At 72.1% G+C, this 14,680-nt stretch carries 20 protein-coding genes; 6 read left to right on the top strand and 14 right to left on the bottom strand.

Annotated features, from left to right (window positions below; genetic code table 11):
* Nucleotides 1–55 precede the first annotated feature (55 nt).
* Complete coding sequence (locus ACIBP6_RS07725; protein ID WP_397049854.1) at nucleotides 56–580, top strand: helix-turn-helix domain-containing protein; 525 nt, start codon at nucleotides 56–58, stop codon at nucleotides 578–580.
* A 3-nt stretch (nucleotides 581–583) separates the two neighbouring features.
* Here the strand turns inward: ACIBP6_RS07725 and ACIBP6_RS07720 are convergent, their stop codons facing one another.
* From ACIBP6_RS07720 to thrC, 10 genes are all read right to left on the bottom strand, one after another.
* The gene (locus ACIBP6_RS07720; protein ID WP_397049853.1) at nucleotides 584–982 is read right to left on the bottom strand and encodes a VOC family protein; all 399 of its coding nucleotides are present in this window, start codon (nucleotides 980–982) and stop codon (nucleotides 584–586) included.
* A gap of 1 nt (nucleotide 983) precedes the next feature.
* Nucleotides 984–1,592, bottom strand: a complete 609-nt coding sequence (locus ACIBP6_RS07715) for an SRPBCC family protein (RefSeq protein ID WP_397049851.1) — start codon at nucleotides 1,590–1,592, stop codon at nucleotides 984–986.
* A complete protein-coding gene (locus tag ACIBP6_RS07710; protein WP_132610213.1) occupies nucleotides 1,592–1,942 on the bottom strand; it encodes an ArsR/SmtB family transcription factor in 351 nt (116 codons plus the stop codon). The genes ACIBP6_RS07715 and ACIBP6_RS07710 overlap by 1 nt, the downstream gene beginning before the upstream one ends.
* 46 nt (nucleotides 1,943–1,988) lie before the next feature.
* The gene (locus ACIBP6_RS07705) at nucleotides 1,989–2,594 is read right to left on the bottom strand and encodes an energy-coupling factor transporter transmembrane component T family protein (protein WP_397049849.1); all 606 of its coding nucleotides are present in this window, start codon (nucleotides 2,592–2,594) and stop codon (nucleotides 1,989–1,991) included.
* A complete protein-coding gene (locus ACIBP6_RS07700; protein ID WP_397049847.1) occupies nucleotides 2,591–3,274 on the bottom strand; it encodes an energy-coupling factor ABC transporter ATP-binding protein in 684 nt (227 codons plus the stop codon). Before ACIBP6_RS07700 ends, ACIBP6_RS07705 begins: the two co-directional genes overlap by 4 nt.
* A gap of 1 nt (nucleotide 3,275) precedes the next feature.
* A complete protein-coding gene (locus tag ACIBP6_RS07695; protein ID WP_397049846.1) occupies nucleotides 3,276–4,418 on the bottom strand; it encodes a thiolase family protein in 1,143 nt (380 codons plus the stop codon).
* Nucleotides 4,419–4,456: 38 nt separating this feature from the next.
* Nucleotides 4,457–5,818: a class I adenylate-forming enzyme family protein gene (locus ACIBP6_RS07690; RefSeq protein WP_397049844.1), complete on the bottom strand. Its 1,362-nt coding sequence runs from the start codon at nucleotides 5,816–5,818 to the stop codon at nucleotides 4,457–4,459.
* A 7-nt stretch (nucleotides 5,819–5,825) separates the two neighbouring features.
* Nucleotides 5,826–6,434, bottom strand: a complete 609-nt coding sequence (locus ACIBP6_RS07685) for a biotin transporter BioY (RefSeq protein ID WP_132610205.1) — start codon at nucleotides 6,432–6,434, stop codon at nucleotides 5,826–5,828.
* 98 nt (nucleotides 6,435–6,532) lie between these two features.
* Nucleotides 6,533–7,168 carry a DNA/RNA non-specific endonuclease gene (locus ACIBP6_RS07680; RefSeq protein ID WP_397049842.1) on the bottom strand — a complete coding sequence of 212 codons (636 nt, stop codon included), beginning with the start codon at nucleotides 7,166–7,168 and terminating at the stop codon, nucleotides 6,533–6,535.
* Between the two features lie 263 nt (nucleotides 7,169–7,431).
* A complete protein-coding gene (thrC, locus tag ACIBP6_RS07675) occupies nucleotides 7,432–8,496 on the bottom strand; it encodes a threonine synthase (RefSeq protein WP_397049840.1) in 1,065 nt (354 codons plus the stop codon).
* 63 nt (nucleotides 8,497–8,559) lie between these two features.
* Here thrC and ACIBP6_RS07670 point away from each other — a divergent pair, with 63 nt between their 5' ends.
* Nucleotides 8,560–9,390, top strand: a complete 831-nt coding sequence (locus ACIBP6_RS07670) for a MurR/RpiR family transcriptional regulator (RefSeq protein WP_397049838.1) — start codon at nucleotides 8,560–8,562, stop codon at nucleotides 9,388–9,390.
* 208 nt (nucleotides 9,391–9,598) lie between these two features.
* Here ACIBP6_RS07670 and ACIBP6_RS07665 read toward each other — a convergent pair whose 3' ends face one another.
* The 3 genes from ACIBP6_RS07665 to ACIBP6_RS07655 form a co-directional block, all read right to left on the bottom strand.
* Nucleotides 9,599–9,733: a TrmO family methyltransferase domain-containing protein gene (locus ACIBP6_RS07665; RefSeq protein ID WP_397049836.1), complete on the bottom strand. Its 135-nt coding sequence runs from the start codon at nucleotides 9,731–9,733 to the stop codon at nucleotides 9,599–9,601.
* A 57-nt stretch (nucleotides 9,734–9,790) separates the two neighbouring features.
* Nucleotides 9,791–10,042: a hypothetical protein gene (locus ACIBP6_RS07660; RefSeq protein ID WP_397049835.1), complete on the bottom strand. Its 252-nt coding sequence runs from the start codon at nucleotides 10,040–10,042 to the stop codon at nucleotides 9,791–9,793.
* A gap of 316 nt (nucleotides 10,043–10,358) precedes the next feature.
* Nucleotides 10,359–11,027 (bottom strand): class I SAM-dependent methyltransferase, encoded by a 669-nt coding sequence (locus ACIBP6_RS07655; RefSeq protein WP_397049833.1) that lies wholly within the window; start codon nucleotides 11,025–11,027, stop codon nucleotides 10,359–10,361.
* A 61-nt stretch (nucleotides 11,028–11,088) separates the two neighbouring features.
* On the opposite strand from ACIBP6_RS07655, the gene ACIBP6_RS07650 reads away from it, so the two are divergent.
* Together ACIBP6_RS07650 and ACIBP6_RS07645 are read left to right on the top strand one after the other, a co-directional pair.
* Nucleotides 11,089–11,727 (top strand): TetR/AcrR family transcriptional regulator, encoded by a 639-nt coding sequence (locus ACIBP6_RS07650; protein ID WP_397049831.1) that lies wholly within the window; start codon nucleotides 11,089–11,091, stop codon nucleotides 11,725–11,727.
* A 189-nt stretch (nucleotides 11,728–11,916) separates the two neighbouring features.
* Entirely contained in the window at nucleotides 11,917–12,213 is a 297-nt protein-coding gene (locus ACIBP6_RS07645; protein ID WP_397049829.1) for a hypothetical protein, read from the top strand.
* Nucleotides 12,214–12,461: 248 nt separating this feature from the next.
* On the opposite strand, the gene ACIBP6_RS07640 is transcribed toward ACIBP6_RS07645, so the two are convergent.
* The gene (locus tag ACIBP6_RS07640; RefSeq protein ID WP_397049827.1) at nucleotides 12,462–13,712 is read right to left on the bottom strand and encodes an MFS transporter; all 1,251 of its coding nucleotides are present in this window, start codon (nucleotides 13,710–13,712) and stop codon (nucleotides 12,462–12,464) included.
* Between the two features lie 64 nt (nucleotides 13,713–13,776).
* Between ACIBP6_RS07640 and ACIBP6_RS07635 the strand changes: the two genes are divergently transcribed.
* Both ACIBP6_RS07635 and ACIBP6_RS07630 read left to right on the top strand, forming a co-directional pair.
* On the top strand, nucleotides 13,777–14,340 hold the full coding sequence (locus tag ACIBP6_RS07635) for a CGNR zinc finger domain-containing protein (RefSeq protein WP_397049826.1): 564 nt from the start codon (nucleotides 13,777–13,779) through the stop codon (nucleotides 14,338–14,340).
* A 184-nt stretch (nucleotides 14,341–14,524) separates the two neighbouring features.
* On the top strand, nucleotides 14,525–14,674 hold the full coding sequence (locus ACIBP6_RS07630) for a hypothetical protein (RefSeq protein ID WP_397049824.1): 150 nt from the start codon (nucleotides 14,525–14,527) through the stop codon (nucleotides 14,672–14,674).
* Nucleotides 14,675–14,680 lie beyond the last annotated feature (6 nt).

The raw sequence follows: 14,680 nt of genomic DNA, 5'->3' as shown, positions 1-14,680 counted from the left end.
GGCATAACCTTTCTCGATTTATGAGAAAGGTAGCACGGTATGAGATCGTAGTGGCGTGGATCCCTTGGAGCTTCTCGGCCAGCCCGTACGGCTGCGCATCGTGCACGCCCTGCGCGGCGGACGCACCCTGACCACGTCCGAGCTCTGCGAGCGCCTGCCCGGCGTCTCCAAGGCCACCGTCTACCGGCACATCGACCTGCTGGCCGCGGGCGGCGTCCTGGAGGTGGCCGAGGAGCGCCGGGTGCGCGGCGCCGTGGAGCGGCACTACCGGCTGCGCGGCGAACACGCCTCGATCGGCATGGACGCCTTCGAGAGGATGACGGCCGACGACCACCGGCGTGCTTTCGCGGTGGCGATGGCCGCCCTCATCGCCGAGTTCGACGCCTATCTCGGCCACGAGGGCGCGGACCCGGCCGCCGACCTCGTGGGCTTCCGCCAGCACGCCGTCTGGCTCAGCCGCGAGGAGCTGGAGGAGCTGATCGGCGAGCTGCGCCGGGCCATCGCGCCCCGGCTGAGCCACGAGCCCGCGCCGGGACGCGCCCGCTACCTGCTCAGCCCGATCCTCTTCCCCGTCGAATGACGCTCAGGGCAGGTTGAGCTGCCAGGAGACGCCGAAACGGTCCTGGACCCAGCCGAACTTCTTGCTGAATCCGTAGGAGTCCAGCGGCATCAACGCCTCGCCGCCCTCCATCAGCGCCGCGTACAGGCGGGTGAGCTCCTCCTCGCTCTCGCACGTGACGAACAGGGAGATCGACGGCGTGAAGGTGAACCCGTGGCGGATGGAGCTGTCCATGCAGAAGTACTCCTGGCCGGCCAGGGTGAAGGAGGCCATCTTGATGGTGCCCTCGGGGCCGGGCTCGCCGGCGGCGAAACGCTCGGCGAAGACGACCTTGGAGTCGTCGAACAGCGACATGTAGAAGGTCATCGCCTCCTCGGCGTCGCCGTTCTGGAACATCAGTGCCGCGGCGGTCTTCTGGGTCATGTCAGGACTCCGGAGCGTAGAAGGCGGTGACGGCGGAGACCGCGGCCTCGACCTCGTCGGCCGGCCCGCCCGCGGCACGGTGGGCATCGCCCCACGCCCGGCTGCTGCCGACGATGTAGCGGCGGCCCTCGTCGGTCTCGTGGAACGTCGACTCGTCGACCTTCTCGCCGCCCGACAGGTGCAGCGCCAGGCCGAGCAGCGCCAGGTCCCAGCCCACGCCGGTCGCGCCGGGGCCGTACCGCGACCAGAACTCCTCCGGCACCTCGGCGGTGTGGCGCAGCTCGAACAGGGTGCCGCCGTCCTCGGCCGACAGGGTGACCTCGACCTCGGAGAAGCCGGGGTTCTCGCCGAACAGCCAGGTGACCCTGATCCGGCGCGGCGGCTCGCACAGCAGGATCTCGCCGTGCGCGTTGCCCTCCAGCCGGTACGTGCCGCCCTGCCGCAGGTCGCCGGAGACGGGCATGAACCAGCGGCTCAGCCGGTCGGCGTCGGTGCAGGCGTCCCACACGTCCTCGATGTCGGCGTCGTAACGGCGCCGCAGCGCCACGGTCTTGCGCTTGCCGTCGAGCAACTCGCGGTGCGCGCGGTTGAGCTCGTCAACGATATCCATCACGTTTCCTTCGCCTCGTGGGTCATGCGTCGCTCGCGTTTGCCGCGGGCCAGCTCTGTCGCCAGAGCGTCCATGCGCTGGCTCCAGAAGCCGCGGAAGCGCTCCAGCCAGAGATCGACCTCCTGCAGCGGGCCGGGCTCGACGGCGTACAGCCGGCGGGTGCCCTGGGCCCGCACGCTGGCGAAGCCGTGGTCACGCAGCACCCGCAGGTGCTGGGAGACGGCCGGCTGGGAGATCCCGAACTCGTGCTGGATGACGGCGGTGAGCTCGCCCGAGCTCTGCTCACCGTCGGCCAGCAGCTCCAGGATCCGGCGCCGGACAGGATCGCCGAGGACGTCGAACGCGTGCACGGCCCGAGTCTTTCAGCTATGGCTTATATAAGTCAAGGCTGGGATATCAGTCGTCGAGGCCGCGGGCGCTCAGCGCCTCCCCCAGCGCGTCGGCGTGCCGCAACGAGCCCACCACCAGCGGCACCGCGAACGCGCGCAGGCTGCGTTCGACACCCCGCGCCCGCTGGGCCTCCCTGACGCGGACGGCCAGCGCCGCGATGACCGGCACGCTGCGCACCGTCAGCGACAGCAGCAGCGACAGCCGGAACGGGTCCAGGCCGACGAACCGCACCGGCGACAGACAGCGTTCCAGCGCCGCCAGCATGGCCGACATGCGGGTGGTGAGCGTCACCAGCCCGGCCAGCGCCACCGCCAGCACCATGCGCAGCACCGTCATCGCGGCCGTCTCCGGCCCGGCGAACAGCAGCTGGAAGGCGAACAGCGCCACCGCGAACCAGCGCACCGGCCGCACCTGCGCCCACGCCGCCGCCGCGCCCACCCGCGACCACGCGTACAGGGCCACGACGACGAGCGTGGCGACGCCCAGCGCGAGCAGCGAGGACAGCAGCACCAGCACCGTGCACGCCACGGCGAGCCCGGCCAGCTTGGCCCCGGCGGGCAGACGGTGCAGCGGCGTGGCGCGCGGGACGTACGCGCCGGTCAGGCCGTTCATGCCATGAGCTTCCTGTAGTGGCCGATGGCCTCGCGCGGCGTGCCGTCGGCCACCACGCGGCCCTCGTCGAGCACCAGCACCCGGTCGAAGTCCTCCAGCAGCGGCAGGTCGTGCGTGACGACCAGCACCTGCTGCGGCAGGTCGCGCAGCAGCGCCGCGACCTGGCGGGAGTGGCGCAGGTCGAGCAGCGTGGTCGGCTCGTCCATGACGAGGATCTCCGGCTCCAGCACCATGATCGAGCAGAGCGCGAGCAACTGCTTCTGGCCGCCGGACAGGTGGTGGGCGGGATGGTCGGCGTGACCGGCCAGGCCGTAACGTTCCAGGACCTCGTGTACCCGCCGATCCGTCTCCGCGGCCGCCAGGCCCTTGCGGCGCAGCGAGAACGCCACATCCTCGGCCACCGTCGGCATCACGATCTGGGCGTCGGGATCGGTGAACAGGAACCCGACGCCGCGCCGGATCTTCGCGGCGTGGCGGCGGGTGTCGAGGCCGAGCACGGTGACGCTGCCGGAGGTCGGCACCGCCAGGCCGTTGACCAGGCGGGCCAGCGTGCTCTTGCCGGAGCCGTTGGCGCCCACCACCCCGACGCGGCGCTCGGTCAGGGCGGCGGTGACGCAACGCAGCACCTCGCGCTCGCCGAAGCGTACGCGCACCTCGGCGAAGTCGATCGCGGCGGCCACCTCAGACCACCTCGAACAACGCGGCCACGCCGAGCCCCCCGCCGACCGCGGCGGCCGCCAGACCGAGCGTGCCCGGCGGGGCGGCGGCACGGACGAGCCCGCTGAACAGCCGGGTCACCACGACCGCCCCGGTCGCCCCCCACGGGTGCCCCAGCGCCAGCGCCCCGCCGCCGGGGCAGACGCGCCCGTCGTCGGCGCCCAGCGGGTCGAGGCCCAGCGCGTCGGTGACGGCCAGCACCTGCGCCGCGAACGCCTCCACGATCTCCACCGTCGCGATCTGCTCCAACCCCACGCCCGTACGTGCCAGCACCCGCCGGATCGCGGGCACCGGCCCCCACCCGGGCAGCTCGGGATCGCACCCGACGACGGACCCGGCCACCAGCCGCAGGCCGGGCAGGCCCGCGCGCAGGCGTTCCGGCACGAGGGCCACCGCCGCGGCGCCGTCACTGACCGGGGAGGAATTTCCGGCCGTCACTGTACCTTCCTGGACGAACGCCGCAGGCAGCCGGGCCAGTGACGCCTCCCGCAGCGGGCGCGGCCGCTGGTCGTCGGACCGCCCGCCGAGCGGCACGATCTCCTCCTTGAACGCCCCCGCCTCGCGGGCGGCCAGCGCCCGGGCGTGGCTGCGGGAGGCGTAGGCGTCCTGGCGCTCCCGGCTGATCCCGCACCTGGCCGCCAGCGCCTCGGCCGCCGGCCCCATGTCGGGGTCGGGGTGGCCGGCGGGGGTGAACGGCGCCCGGTCGTAGGGGGCCTCGGCCCCCCGGTGGGTACGCCGCGGCGCGGTCGAGGCGCTCTCGGCTCCTCCGGCGATCACCAGGTCCGTCTCGCCCGCGCGTACCGCCTGGGCGGCCACCAGGACCGCGGCCAGGCCGCTGCCGCACTGCCGGTCCACCGTCAGGCCGGGAACGTCGTGACCCAGCCCCGCGGCCAGCGCCGACACCCGGGCCACGTTGCCGCCCGGCCCCATGCAGTTGCCCAGCACGACGTCCTCGGGCTTCCGCCCGGGCACGTCCTCGGCGACGGCCGCGATGACGGGGGCGGCCAGCCCGTCCACGGTCAGCTCCTTGTAGGCGTGGCCCGCCGTCCCGATGGGCGTGCGCCGCGCCGCCACGACGACGGGCGCGCTGCCGGGGGTTTCTCGCATGTTCAGACCTCGTGACTTCAGATGGTCGGCGGGCGTGTTCAGGTCAGCCGCCGGATGCCGGGGTCGCCGTCGGCCAGGCGGGCCGCGACCAGGGCGCGCGCCGGTTTGCCGGTCGCCGTGCGCGGCAGGCTCGGCACGCCGTACCAGCGGCGGGGCCGCTGCGCCGCGTCCAGGCCGGTCCTGGCGGTCGCCTCAAGCAGCGCCCGGGGCGGCGCGCCCTCGACGACGGCCGTGACCACCGCGCCCAGCGACGGGTGCGGCGAGCCGACCACCACGACGTCGCCCACGCCCGGCACCTTCCGCAGCACCTCCTCGACGTCCTCGGGCACGACGGTGGCGCCCCCGGTCTGGATAGCGCCGTCGCCGCGCCCCCGCACCCGCAGCACCTCCCCCGGCCGGTACGGCTGCGCCACGTCGCCGACGGTCACCCAGCCGTCGCGGTCACGCCGCAACGGGCCGGCCGCGTCGCCCAGGTAGCCGTCGGCCAGCCACGGCGAGCGCACCCACACCTCCCCGAACGACGAGCCCGCCTCGGGGCGGACCTCGATCTCCACGCCGGGGAACGGGCGCAGCCCGTCGCCGTCGACGTCCACGGCGACGAACGACAGCTCGGTCGCCCCGTAGTAGGCCAGCACGTGCAGCCCGGCGCGGCCGGCCTCCTCCCGCGTGCCGGGGGCCAGGGCCGCGCCGCCGACCACGGCCGCGCGCAGGGACGAGCCGGAACGGCCCACCACGTCGGGCAGGCGGTGCGGCACCAGGTGCACGACCGTCGCCCCCGCCAGATGCGCGGCCAGGGAGCGGCGCGCCGGCCAGCGGCCGGGCACGACGGCGGTCGCGCCGGCGGCCAGGGCGTGCACGGCGGCGAAGGCGTACAGGGAGGACACCAGCGGGCCGGGCACCAGCACCACGTCGTCGGGCCCGATCCCGGCCAGGTCACTGAGGTGCGGGAACGACGCCGTCCACGAGGCGCGGCGGCGGACGATCGCGCGCGGCCGGCCGGTGCTGCCGGAGCTGAAGCAGGCCCACGCCGGGTCCTCAGGGCGCGGCTCCCGTCGTACGGGCGCTCCGGCGGCGTACGGCAGCGGCCTGCCGACGAACGCCATCGGGCCGACCGGGGCGGTGACCTGGGACCAGCGGCGGCGGTCCCAGGTGTGGTCGCCGATGAGCGGCGTCGCCCCCGCCAGGTCGGCCGCCAGCACGGCGGCGAGCAGCTCGACCGGGTCGGCCAGAGCGAGGGCGACGATGGTGCCGGGGCCGATCCCCCGGCGCAGCAGGTGCCGCGCGGCACCGCTGATCTTGCCGGCGAGCTCGGCGTAGGTGAGCTCGCCTCCCGGGCCGCACGCCGCGAGCTTCGAGGGTCGCTCGGCGGCGTGCCGGATCACGTCTTGCGCAACGGGCATCGAGCGGTCAACGCCCCCCGCCGGCGCGCAGGCGTTCCTGGTGCACGGCCGGGATCGCGTCGGGGTAGGCCCGCTGGGTGCCGCGGGCGATCACGGAGGCCAGCACCGCCTTGATCAGGTCCCCGGGCAGGAAGGCGAGCGAAAGAAGGGCCGTCGTGCCGAGGGGGACGCCGGTGACGACGGCCTGCACCGGGATGCCGAACAGGTAGATCACGCCGACACCGCCCACCAGGCACGCCACCACGAGCCGGACGATGCCGGGGTCGCGGCCCGCCCGCTCGACGAGCCAGCCGGTCACGGCCGCACCGGGGATCCAGCCGATCAGGAACCCGGCCGACGGCCCGACGAACGCCCCGAGCCCGCCCCGCCCGCCGGACAGCAGCGGCAACCCCGCGGCCACCAGGACGAGGAGCACGACGACGGCCAGCGCGGCCCGCCATGTGCCGAGGATCACGCCCGCCAGCATGACGCCGAGGGTCTGCAGGGTGATGGGGACGGCGTTGCCGAAGACGTTCAGCGAGCCGGGCATGCCGAGGACCGCGATGAGCGCGGCGAACACCGCCACTCTCGCCAGGTCGCCCGTGGGGAACCTGCGCTGCTTGCCTACATCGTTCATGGGCTCGATCCCACACCAGAACGGACACACTGCGGCATGGAGGTATTCCACAACTTTCCGGCCGATCGTCTGCTGGCGATCGATACCGGCGCGGCGGGCTAGGCGCCGTCCCGGTCGCAGCGGGCCTGGCGGAACGCCCGGGCGATCCGCTCGCCCCAGGCGTCGAACTCCTGCTCGGACAGGGTGTCGTTGGGCAGGGTAAGCGTGATCCTGCGCGTCACGCCGGAGATCTTCGGGGTCATGGTGATGTGGATGCGGTCGGGCGCGAGCGCCTTGCGGTCGGGGTAGCGCAGGCGCACCCGGTAGTCGGCCACGCTGCCGTCGCCCTCCAGGCAGGCGCGGGCGCCGTTCTCGACGCGGGCCATCAGTCCCTGGTTGATCTGCCTGCCGCGCATCGGGACCAGGTTGTACCGCATGCTCACGCCGGAGAAGGAGGCCGCGATGAGATGACCGCCCTGCCAGTCCCCCCGCCCACCCCAGTCCCCCACGGCGCCCTCGCACTCGCCGCGCGGAGCGTCGCGATCGACCAGCGTCCTGGCCAGGGCATCGACCGGCCGCCCAACCGCGTCGGTGGTGAACGTCTGCCGATGGGCGCGATACGTCCGTTCAGGCGCGAGCAGCCGGGTGCAGGCGACGGTGTCGGAAACGTCCAGCGGCGCAGACGCCGCGGCGCTGAACAACAGCGCCGCAGCCGCCCCACGCCACAGAACCGGGCGCAATCTGGTCGGGGCCACGGACTCGTCCTCTCACGGACCCAAGAGCGATCCGCCAATCAGAAGTCCTCGCAAACTTCGTCACAAGACCCGTCCCCGACCAGCGAATCACTTAACGTAGCCAAACGGTGACGAGTAGTAGTTACGGCAGGTAGCCATGCATACCGAACGCCTCGACCCACCGTCGTGCGCTGAGGTCCGTCCGGCAGGAAGGGGAGCCGGCCGACATCCGGATCTCAGCGGTTCCCTCGGCGCACGGCGGCGGGGCGCCGGTCCTCCAACGGTCAGGCGGCCAGGTGGAGGGCGCGGGCCACGGCCGTGGTGGTGGCGGCGGTCTCCAAGGGTGTGTAGCCGTCGCGCAGGGAGGCGTCGAGGTCCTTCAGGCCGTTCCCGCTCAGAGTGATCACGATCCGCAGACCCGGCTCCAGCAGGCCCCGGGCGTGCCGGTCGAGGAGCCCTGCGACTCCGGCCGCCGACGCCGGCTCGGCGAAGACGCCGTCGCGGCGGGCCAGCATCCGGTACGCGGCGAAGATCTGCTCGTCGCTCACCGCCTCGATCAGCCCTCCGGACTCATCGCGGGCGGCCACGGCCCCGCCCCAGGTGGCCGGGTTGCCGACGTTGATCGCCGTCGCCTCCGTACGCGGCGCCGCCACGGGCACCCCGTGCACGAGCGGTGCCGCACCGGCCGCCTGGAAACCCCACATGCGCGGCAGCCCGTCCGACAACCCGGCGTCGCGGTAGGCCTGGTAGCCGCCCCACGTGGCGGTGATGTTGCCGCCGTTGCCGACCGGCAGGCAATGCACGTCAGGCGCCCCGCCCAGGGCGTCCACGACCTCGTACGCCACCGTGCGCTGCCCCGCCAGGCGCAGCTCGTTCCCGACCGAGTTGACCAGCGCGACCGGGTGGTGCGCGGCCAGTTCGCGGGCCACCCGCAGGCAGTCGTCGAACGTGCCGCCGACCTCGACGATCTCGGCGCCGTACCGGACGGCCTGGCTGAGCTTGCCCAGCGCGACGCGGCCCTTGGGCACCAGGACGGCGGCGGTCAGCCCGGCGCGGGCGGCGTACGCGGCGGCCGAGGCGCTGGTGTTGCCGGTGGAGGCGCAGATGACGGTCTCGGCGCCGGCCTCGGCGGCGCGGCTGATGGCGACGGTCATGCCGCGGTCCTTGAAGGACCCCGTCGGGTTGGCGCCCTCCACCTTCAGCCAGACCTCACATCCGGTGAGGCCCGACAGGTGCTCCGAACGCAGCAGCGGGGTGTTGCCCTCGTTGAGGGAGACGGACGGGGTGCCGGGGGCGACCGGCAGCCACCGCCGGTACGCGCTGTCGATCAGGCCGTTCCAGGGACTCATGCCAGGACCGTAACACTTGTTCCATGCATATGAACAAATATCGGTTGATGTAACATTTGTCAGGTGGAGAACGACCCCATCAAGGCCAAGCTCGGCGCCGCCTACCCCGACCTGCCGCCCGGTGAGCGAGCGGTCGTGCGGGTGCTGCTCGACGACCACCCGTTCGCGGCGCTGGGCTCCCTGCGGGCGCTCGCCGAGCGCGCCGGGGTGAGCCCGCCGACCGCCTCCCGGCTCTTCGACCGGCTCGGCTACGCCGGCTTCGCCGACTTCCAGGCCGCCGTACGCGACCGCTCCCGCCTCCTGGAGTTCGTCACCCGAGCCCCCACCGCACCGGCCGGAGCGACGGCCGGCGCGCAGGTGTGGCAGGCCGCGCAGGACCTGCGGGCCGGCCTGGAGGGCACACTCGCCGCCGTCCCCGAGCAGCTCTGTCAGACCGTGGCGGCCCTGCTGGCGGACGCCCGCACCGTGTGGGCGCTCGGCGGCCCGCTTAGCGAGCTGGCCGCCGAATACCTGGTACGCCAGCTGTCCGGCCTGCGGCCGGGCGTGCACCGGGTGCCGGAGCCCGCGTACGCCCGCGCCCGTACCGTGCTGGATCTCAGCGGATCCGACCTGGTCGTCGCGTACGACTTCCGCCGCTACTCCTCCGCCACCGCCCGCTTCGTGCGGGCCGCGCGCGCCCGCGACGCGCGGCTGGTGCTGGTCACCGACGCCTGGGAGTCGCCGCTGGCCGCCGAGGCGGAGGTGCTGATCAGGTTGCCGCGCGAGGCCGCCGGGCCGATCGCGCCGCTGGCGCACGAGATCGCCGTCACCGAGCTGCTGCTCGTCGCCGCGGCCGCCCGCCTGGCCCCCGCCGGCCGCCTCGCCGACCTCGACGCGCTCGCCCAGACGCTATGAGAGGGTCAGCCCCCATAAGCCCCAAACCCACATTGGATGGATCATGAACGGTGTTTCCGCTGATCGGCGGCCAACGAAGCCCTTGAGAGGAATCTGAAGGTGCTCGGTTCGCTTATGGTGTGGACTTCGGCGTGTGGGGGCCGAAAGCGCGCGGTGGGCCGGTCTTCTTCTTGCCGCGCCCGCCGGACGGAACCTCAGTAGTAGGAGCTCATGAGTCGGTGACCCAGGCCGGTTGGGTGACCAGATGGCGGGGAGCGAACTCGATCAGGTACGGCTTGATATCCAGGATCGGGGTGCCTGACTGCGCGTCCAGGTCGGCGATGTGCAAGTTGAAGCCTTCCACGGCGAGGAGTCGGCAGCTGGAGACACCAACGGTATGGCCTCCGGTGGGCGAAGATCCCTACAGCGGCCGCTCTCGGGTTCCCTCGTGGGGACGGGGATGGGTGCGTACCTTGGCTGGGTCGATCCGATCGAAGAGGAGGACGACCTCCAGGTGGGAGAAGCCCTCCAGGCCGAGCACCGCCGAGGCGGTGAAGGTCTCACCGTCCAGCCGGATCACGGCTCGAACGTCGTGCCAATCGTCTTCGACCATCTCGGTGCGACCGCCCACCACCCGGCCGACTGGTCGCAGGGTCACGGTGTCGGTTGTCATGGTGATCTCCACGTTCTCGTGGCGCCCGAGGGCACCGCGGTGTTTGGCGAGGGTGTTCAAGCCGGTTGAACAGCACGGATCCGCCGTTCAGGCGAATCGGGGTTCAGCCGCCGGAGCCCCGGCCGCAACTGCCGCACGCGGACCGGCTGGCGAGCCGGCGGCACTCACCGCGACCGATCAGCCTCAAACGCCACCTGGACCATGAGCGGCGCTCAAGGCCATCACCCGGCACGTCGACCACTACGCCGCCCAAGCTCGATTAACTCGGGCGGCGTGAAACTAGCCACAAACCTACAGAAACCCGCGACCGAGATCGCTAGGCGTCGTGGCGCAGCGTGAACCAGAAAGTCGGCACCGAGTTGGTGCCCGGTGTGACGTCGAGCAGTTCCCAGCCGGGGAACCTGGCGCGGAGCTCGTCGGCTGTGACGCCCGCCGCCCACGACGTGACCTCGGGGATCGGATTGCCGAGCGGCTCGGGGCCGTACCCGAACATCAGCAACCGTGCTCCGGGAGCGGCGCGGTGGGTGAGTCCGGCGGCGTAGGCGTCGCGGCGGTGCAGCGGGATCCCGCAGTAGCAGCTCAGGTCGAAGAACAGGTCGAAGGGGCCCGGTACGTCCAGCTCGTCGAGGCGGGTGGCGTCTCCGTGCAGCAGGCGTACCGCCACTCCCGCCGCCGCAGCCTTCTCCCTGGCCTGGTCGACGGCGCGGTCGATCAGGTCGACGGCCGCCACCTCCCAGCCGTGCCGTGCGAGGTAGGTGGCGTTGGTCCCCGTGCCGCAGCCGAGTTCGAGGGCGCGGCCGGGCGGCAGGCGCCGTGGCCCCTCTATCAGGGCGACCAGCTCGGGCGGCGTCACGCCGGTGTCCCACGGTGGCTTGCCGGTGCGGTAGTAGCCCTCCAGCGCGCGATGGACGGACTCCTCCTCCGGGTCTCGCGGCGTTGAGGCCAGGTCCGGTTCCGGCTTCTGGGTGGCGTTGGGCTGGTCCATCGTCTCCTCCAAATATATAGAGTTTGACTCTAGTGATGCGCTCTAGAGATATACTCGCAGTATGGACAAAGTCAAGCGGCCGGACAAGCGAGCCGAGCGCTCACGCCGCACCCGTGAAAAGGTCATCGAGGCGGCTCGCGAGCTGTTCGTCGCGCAGGGTTACGGGGCGACGAGCCTGCAGGAGGTCGCGGACCGGGCGGGCGTGGCCGTCCAGACGATCTACTTCGTCTTCCGCAACAAGCGCACGCTGTTCAAGGACGTCGTCGACACGTCCATCGCCGGGGACACCGAGCCGGTCGCCACCATGGATCGTGAGTGGTTTCGCGCCGCGTGCGCCGAGCCCACCGCAGTCGGTCAATTGCGCGCGCACATCCACGGCACCCGCGAGATCCTGGGCCGGGTCGCCCCGATCATGCCGCTGATCGCGGCTGCCGCGGCCACCGACCCTGAGATCGCCGCACAGTGGCCGGACGGCCCCGACCCGCGTTACACCGTGCAGTACGCAGCGGCCGAAGCGCTGGCCCGCAAGCCCGACGCCCGTCCCGGCCTCTCCATCGAGATGGCGGCGGACCTGCTGTTCGGCCTGCTCAGCCCGCAGCTCTACCTGATCTTCGTCCGCGACCGCGACTGGTCACCGGACACGTGGGAAGAGTGGGCCCGCACCGCCTTGACCTCCCAACTCTGCGCCGACCCCGGCTGACACTCCAGTGACATTTCGCGATCATGGGTCGGATCTGCGCTGGTAGCGGCAGTGTCGGGCGGTTGCTTCATGTCGGCGTTCGACGTCGGCATGAGGGTGGGGCGATGTCGGGCAGCTACCGAAGTGGGGATGCACCGGCCGAGGCCATGCGCCGCAGCGGTAGTCAAGACGGACAAGCTGCCCAGGGCGGTGCCGGACGTCTTCCTGGCGACGGAGACCACGATGGGGTTCGAAGACGCGACCTCCGTCTCGCGTTTTCCCGACCTGTGCGCGGCACAGGTCGGCGACTGGGTCGCAGTCATCGACTCCGGCCAGAGGCTGTCGGCAAGCACCGGCTACCTGGAAGAGAACTGCGGCGGTGTGCACGCTCCCTGTCATCGCATCTCTGGCCTCCTGTCCTGGACCAGTACTCCAGTGACGTGTCGCGATCTTGAAACGTTGGAGCCACATGATGACGGCCACCGCCTGGTCTTTTGGAGTTTGTGAAGACAGTGTCGAGAATCGATCCGGACGCCGCGGCCGTCTGCAGATGCTGCGCCATCCGTCTGTGAGTGGTCCACGCCGCTTTGGCGCTGGTGTGCTGTTGCCGGCCACCATGCCGGCGGTCCACAAGCCGCGCGGCCGCACCCCGTTCGCGCCTGACCGGCGGCCCGCCGCCTCCTGCGCCGTAACCGGGGCCCGGGAACGTAGCGGCTGGACCCGGCAGCGGTGGTCACGACGGGCCTACCGGATGTTCAGCCTTCTTCCCCCGTCTCAGTTGCCCGCGACGTGATCAATTTCTGGGGAGGATTCTCGCTCGGCACTGCGGCGGGCGTCGGCAAAGGTGAGGTGAACCTGCTGGCGACGGCCGCCAGGATCGCGCATGCCACGGCTGCGGCCGCGGCCGCGGCGAAGGCGGTGGCACCGGTGTCGTGGGGGCCGGTGAGGTGGCCGGCGACGGCGGTGCCCAGGCCGTAGCCGGCCCACATGAAGGTGTTGAGCCAGGCGAAGACCTCAGTGTGGTAGCGGGCGGGGGTGTGATCGGCGAGCAGGGCGGGCACCGCGGCGTCGCGTGGGCCGGTCACAAGTCCGACGAGAGTGATCAGTATGGCGAGCGGCACGAAGCCGGTTGCCCAGCTTCCGCCGAGTAGGACGGCCGCTTCGGCGAGCGAGAGCAGCACGAGCAGGCGTCCGCCGCTGAGGGGCCAGGCCCGCGCGCCGTACCCGAGGGTGCCCAGGAGGGCCCCGGCCGACAGGAGGCCCATCAGTAGGCCGGCGGAGGCCGCCGAGCCGAAGGTGGTGGCCGAGGCGACGGTGGCGATGCGCAGGCAGCCGAAGGTGAAGGTGCCGAAGGCGGTGATGGTCAGGAGTAGGAGGGTGTATCGGTGGGTGAGTGGTCCGGCCAGGTGGAGTCTGCCGGGCGGGGTGGGCGTGGCCTGCCGTACTGCCGGGGAGATCAGCAGCAGGGCGGTGCCGGCCAGGACCGCGGCGCCCGCGGCGGTCACCACGCCATGGGCTGGGACGACCCAGGTCAGGACCGGGACGAGCAGGGGGCCGATGATGAACATCAGTTCGTTGATGGCGTTGTCGGCGGCGTAGGCGGCGGGCAGGGAACCGGAGGGGACGATGCGTGGCCAGGCGCTTCTGATGACTGATCCGGCCGGCGGGGTGGTGGCGCCGAGGAGCACCGCGGCGCCGATCATCAGGGCAGGCGGGGCGAGCAGGAGCACGGTGTAGGCGAGGGTGTGGGCGGCCAGGTAACCGGTCAGGGCCGGGCCCGGGCCGTACCGGTCGGCGATGCGTCCTCCAAGCGGCGCGCACAGGGCCAAGGCCAGCGCGTGGCCGGTGAGCACGAGTCCGGCGGTGGCGTAGGAGCCGAGCCGATCGACGGCGGCCAGCAGCAGGGCGAGGCTGAGCACGGGGGTGCCCAGCTTGACGATGATGTCGGTGGCGAGCAGGTGGGGGACGCCTGAATGGGTGAGCAGACGGCGATAGGGCGCGAACATGGCGACTCCGTTACTATCTAACTGCCTTATGCCTATGACACACAGAAGGAGTGTTACCAGTCAAGTGGAGATAGCCTGTAACGTCACCCGGCAGGCGCCACTGATCGCCGAGCTGGTCAACCTGGCCACGGCGCACTGGCGGGGCGGCGCCTCGGTGCAGCCATTGGCGGGCGAGGACCTGGCTACAACGTTCGCCGCCCAACTCGGCGACCGCGCCGGCGCGGCCCTGCGCGCCGTCCCGGATGCGGGCCGGCGCCTGACCGACCTGGCCGCCGAACTGCGGCAGGCACTGCTGGCCGAGCATCCAGCCGACCAGGCCAATCGCATCAACTCGATGATCGGCCGGTACGGCGCGCAGCCGTACCTGGTCGAGGATGTCGGCCAGCCGTTCCATCTGCACTTCCACGGCTCGGGCGGCACCCAGGTGGAAGCGCTGGGCGGCGAGTTCGCCACCGCGCTGGCCCTCATCGTGGACGGCTACGGCCCCGACCGCTTCGGGGTGTGCGGAGCGCACCAGTGCGAGGCTGTCTACATCGACCTGACCCGCAACGCCTCGCGCCGCTACTGCAGTGCGGCTTGTACGGCGCGAGCCAAGACCGCCGCCTACCGCAGCCGCCGCCAAACGTGATTACGCCATGGTGGAGGTGGCCAAGGTGCTCCCGAAGCCCCATCGCGTCGCCGACCACGAGCTGAGTGACCAGCAGGACGACGTGGCCGCTGTGGGAGTCGATGGTGGAGCCCTGCCATGCCCAGCGCCCCCAGGGCGAGGCCGGCGATCAGGACGGTCACTGGAGTACTGAGCGGACGTCACGATGATCTTCCAGCCCGCAAGGCTGGTGGCCAACCACCGGGCCGGCCTCCTGCGGGCCGGGTCGGACAACCTGGCCGACACCCATACCGGGCCCTACGCCGACCAGATCACCCCGCCACCCAAGCCCCGGCGGCCGGTAGGCCGGCCATGACAAACA

The sequence above is a fragment of the Nonomuraea terrae genome (genome assembly GCF_044465245.1).
In the GTDB taxonomy this organism is placed as follows: Bacteria; Actinomycetota; Actinomycetes; order Streptosporangiales; family Streptosporangiaceae; genus Nonomuraea; species Nonomuraea terrae.
The sequence above is the reverse complement of the archived record's forward strand: the minus strand, read 5'-3'. Positions and strand labels throughout refer to the sequence as shown.

Coding starts and splice junctions, on each gene's coding strand:
- ACIBP6_RS07720 (WP_397049853.1), bottom strand. CDS start 982: ATGACCCAGAAGACCGCCGCGGCACTGATGTTCCAGAACGGCGACGCC.
- ACIBP6_RS07715 (WP_397049851.1), bottom strand. CDS start 1,592: ATGGATATCGTTGACGAGCTCAACCGCGCGCACCGCGAGTTGCTCGAC.
- ACIBP6_RS07705 (WP_397049849.1), bottom strand. CDS start 2,594: ATGAACGGCCTGACCGGCGCGTACGTCCCGCGCGCCACGCCGCTGCAC.
- ACIBP6_RS07695 (WP_397049846.1), bottom strand. CDS start 4,418: ATGCGAGAAACCCCCGGCAGCGCGCCCGTCGTCGTGGCGGCGCGGCGC.
- ACIBP6_RS07690 (WP_397049844.1), bottom strand. CDS start 5,818: ATGCCCGTTGCGCAAGACGTGATCCGGCACGCCGCCGAGCGACCCTCG.
- ACIBP6_RS07685 (WP_132610205.1), bottom strand. CDS start 6,434: ATGAACGATGTAGGCAAGCAGCGCAGGTTCCCCACGGGCGACCTGGCG.
- thrC (WP_397049840.1), bottom strand. CDS start 8,496: ATGAGTCCCTGGAACGGCCTGATCGACAGCGCGTACCGGCGGTGGCTG.
- ACIBP6_RS07660 (WP_397049835.1), bottom strand. CDS start 10,042: ATGACAACCGACACCGTGACCCTGCGACCAGTCGGCCGGGTGGTGGGC.
- ACIBP6_RS07655 (WP_397049833.1), bottom strand. CDS start 11,027: ATGGACCAGCCCAACGCCACCCAGAAGCCGGAACCGGACCTGGCCTCA.
- ACIBP6_RS07650 (WP_397049831.1), top strand. CDS start 11,089: ATGGACAAAGTCAAGCGGCCGGACAAGCGAGCCGAGCGCTCACGCCGC.
- ACIBP6_RS07640 (WP_397049827.1), bottom strand. CDS start 13,712: ATGTTCGCGCCCTATCGCCGTCTGCTCACCCATTCAGGCGTCCCCCAC.
- ACIBP6_RS07630 (WP_397049824.1), top strand. CDS start 14,525: ATGATCTTCCAGCCCGCAAGGCTGGTGGCCAACCACCGGGCCGGCCTC.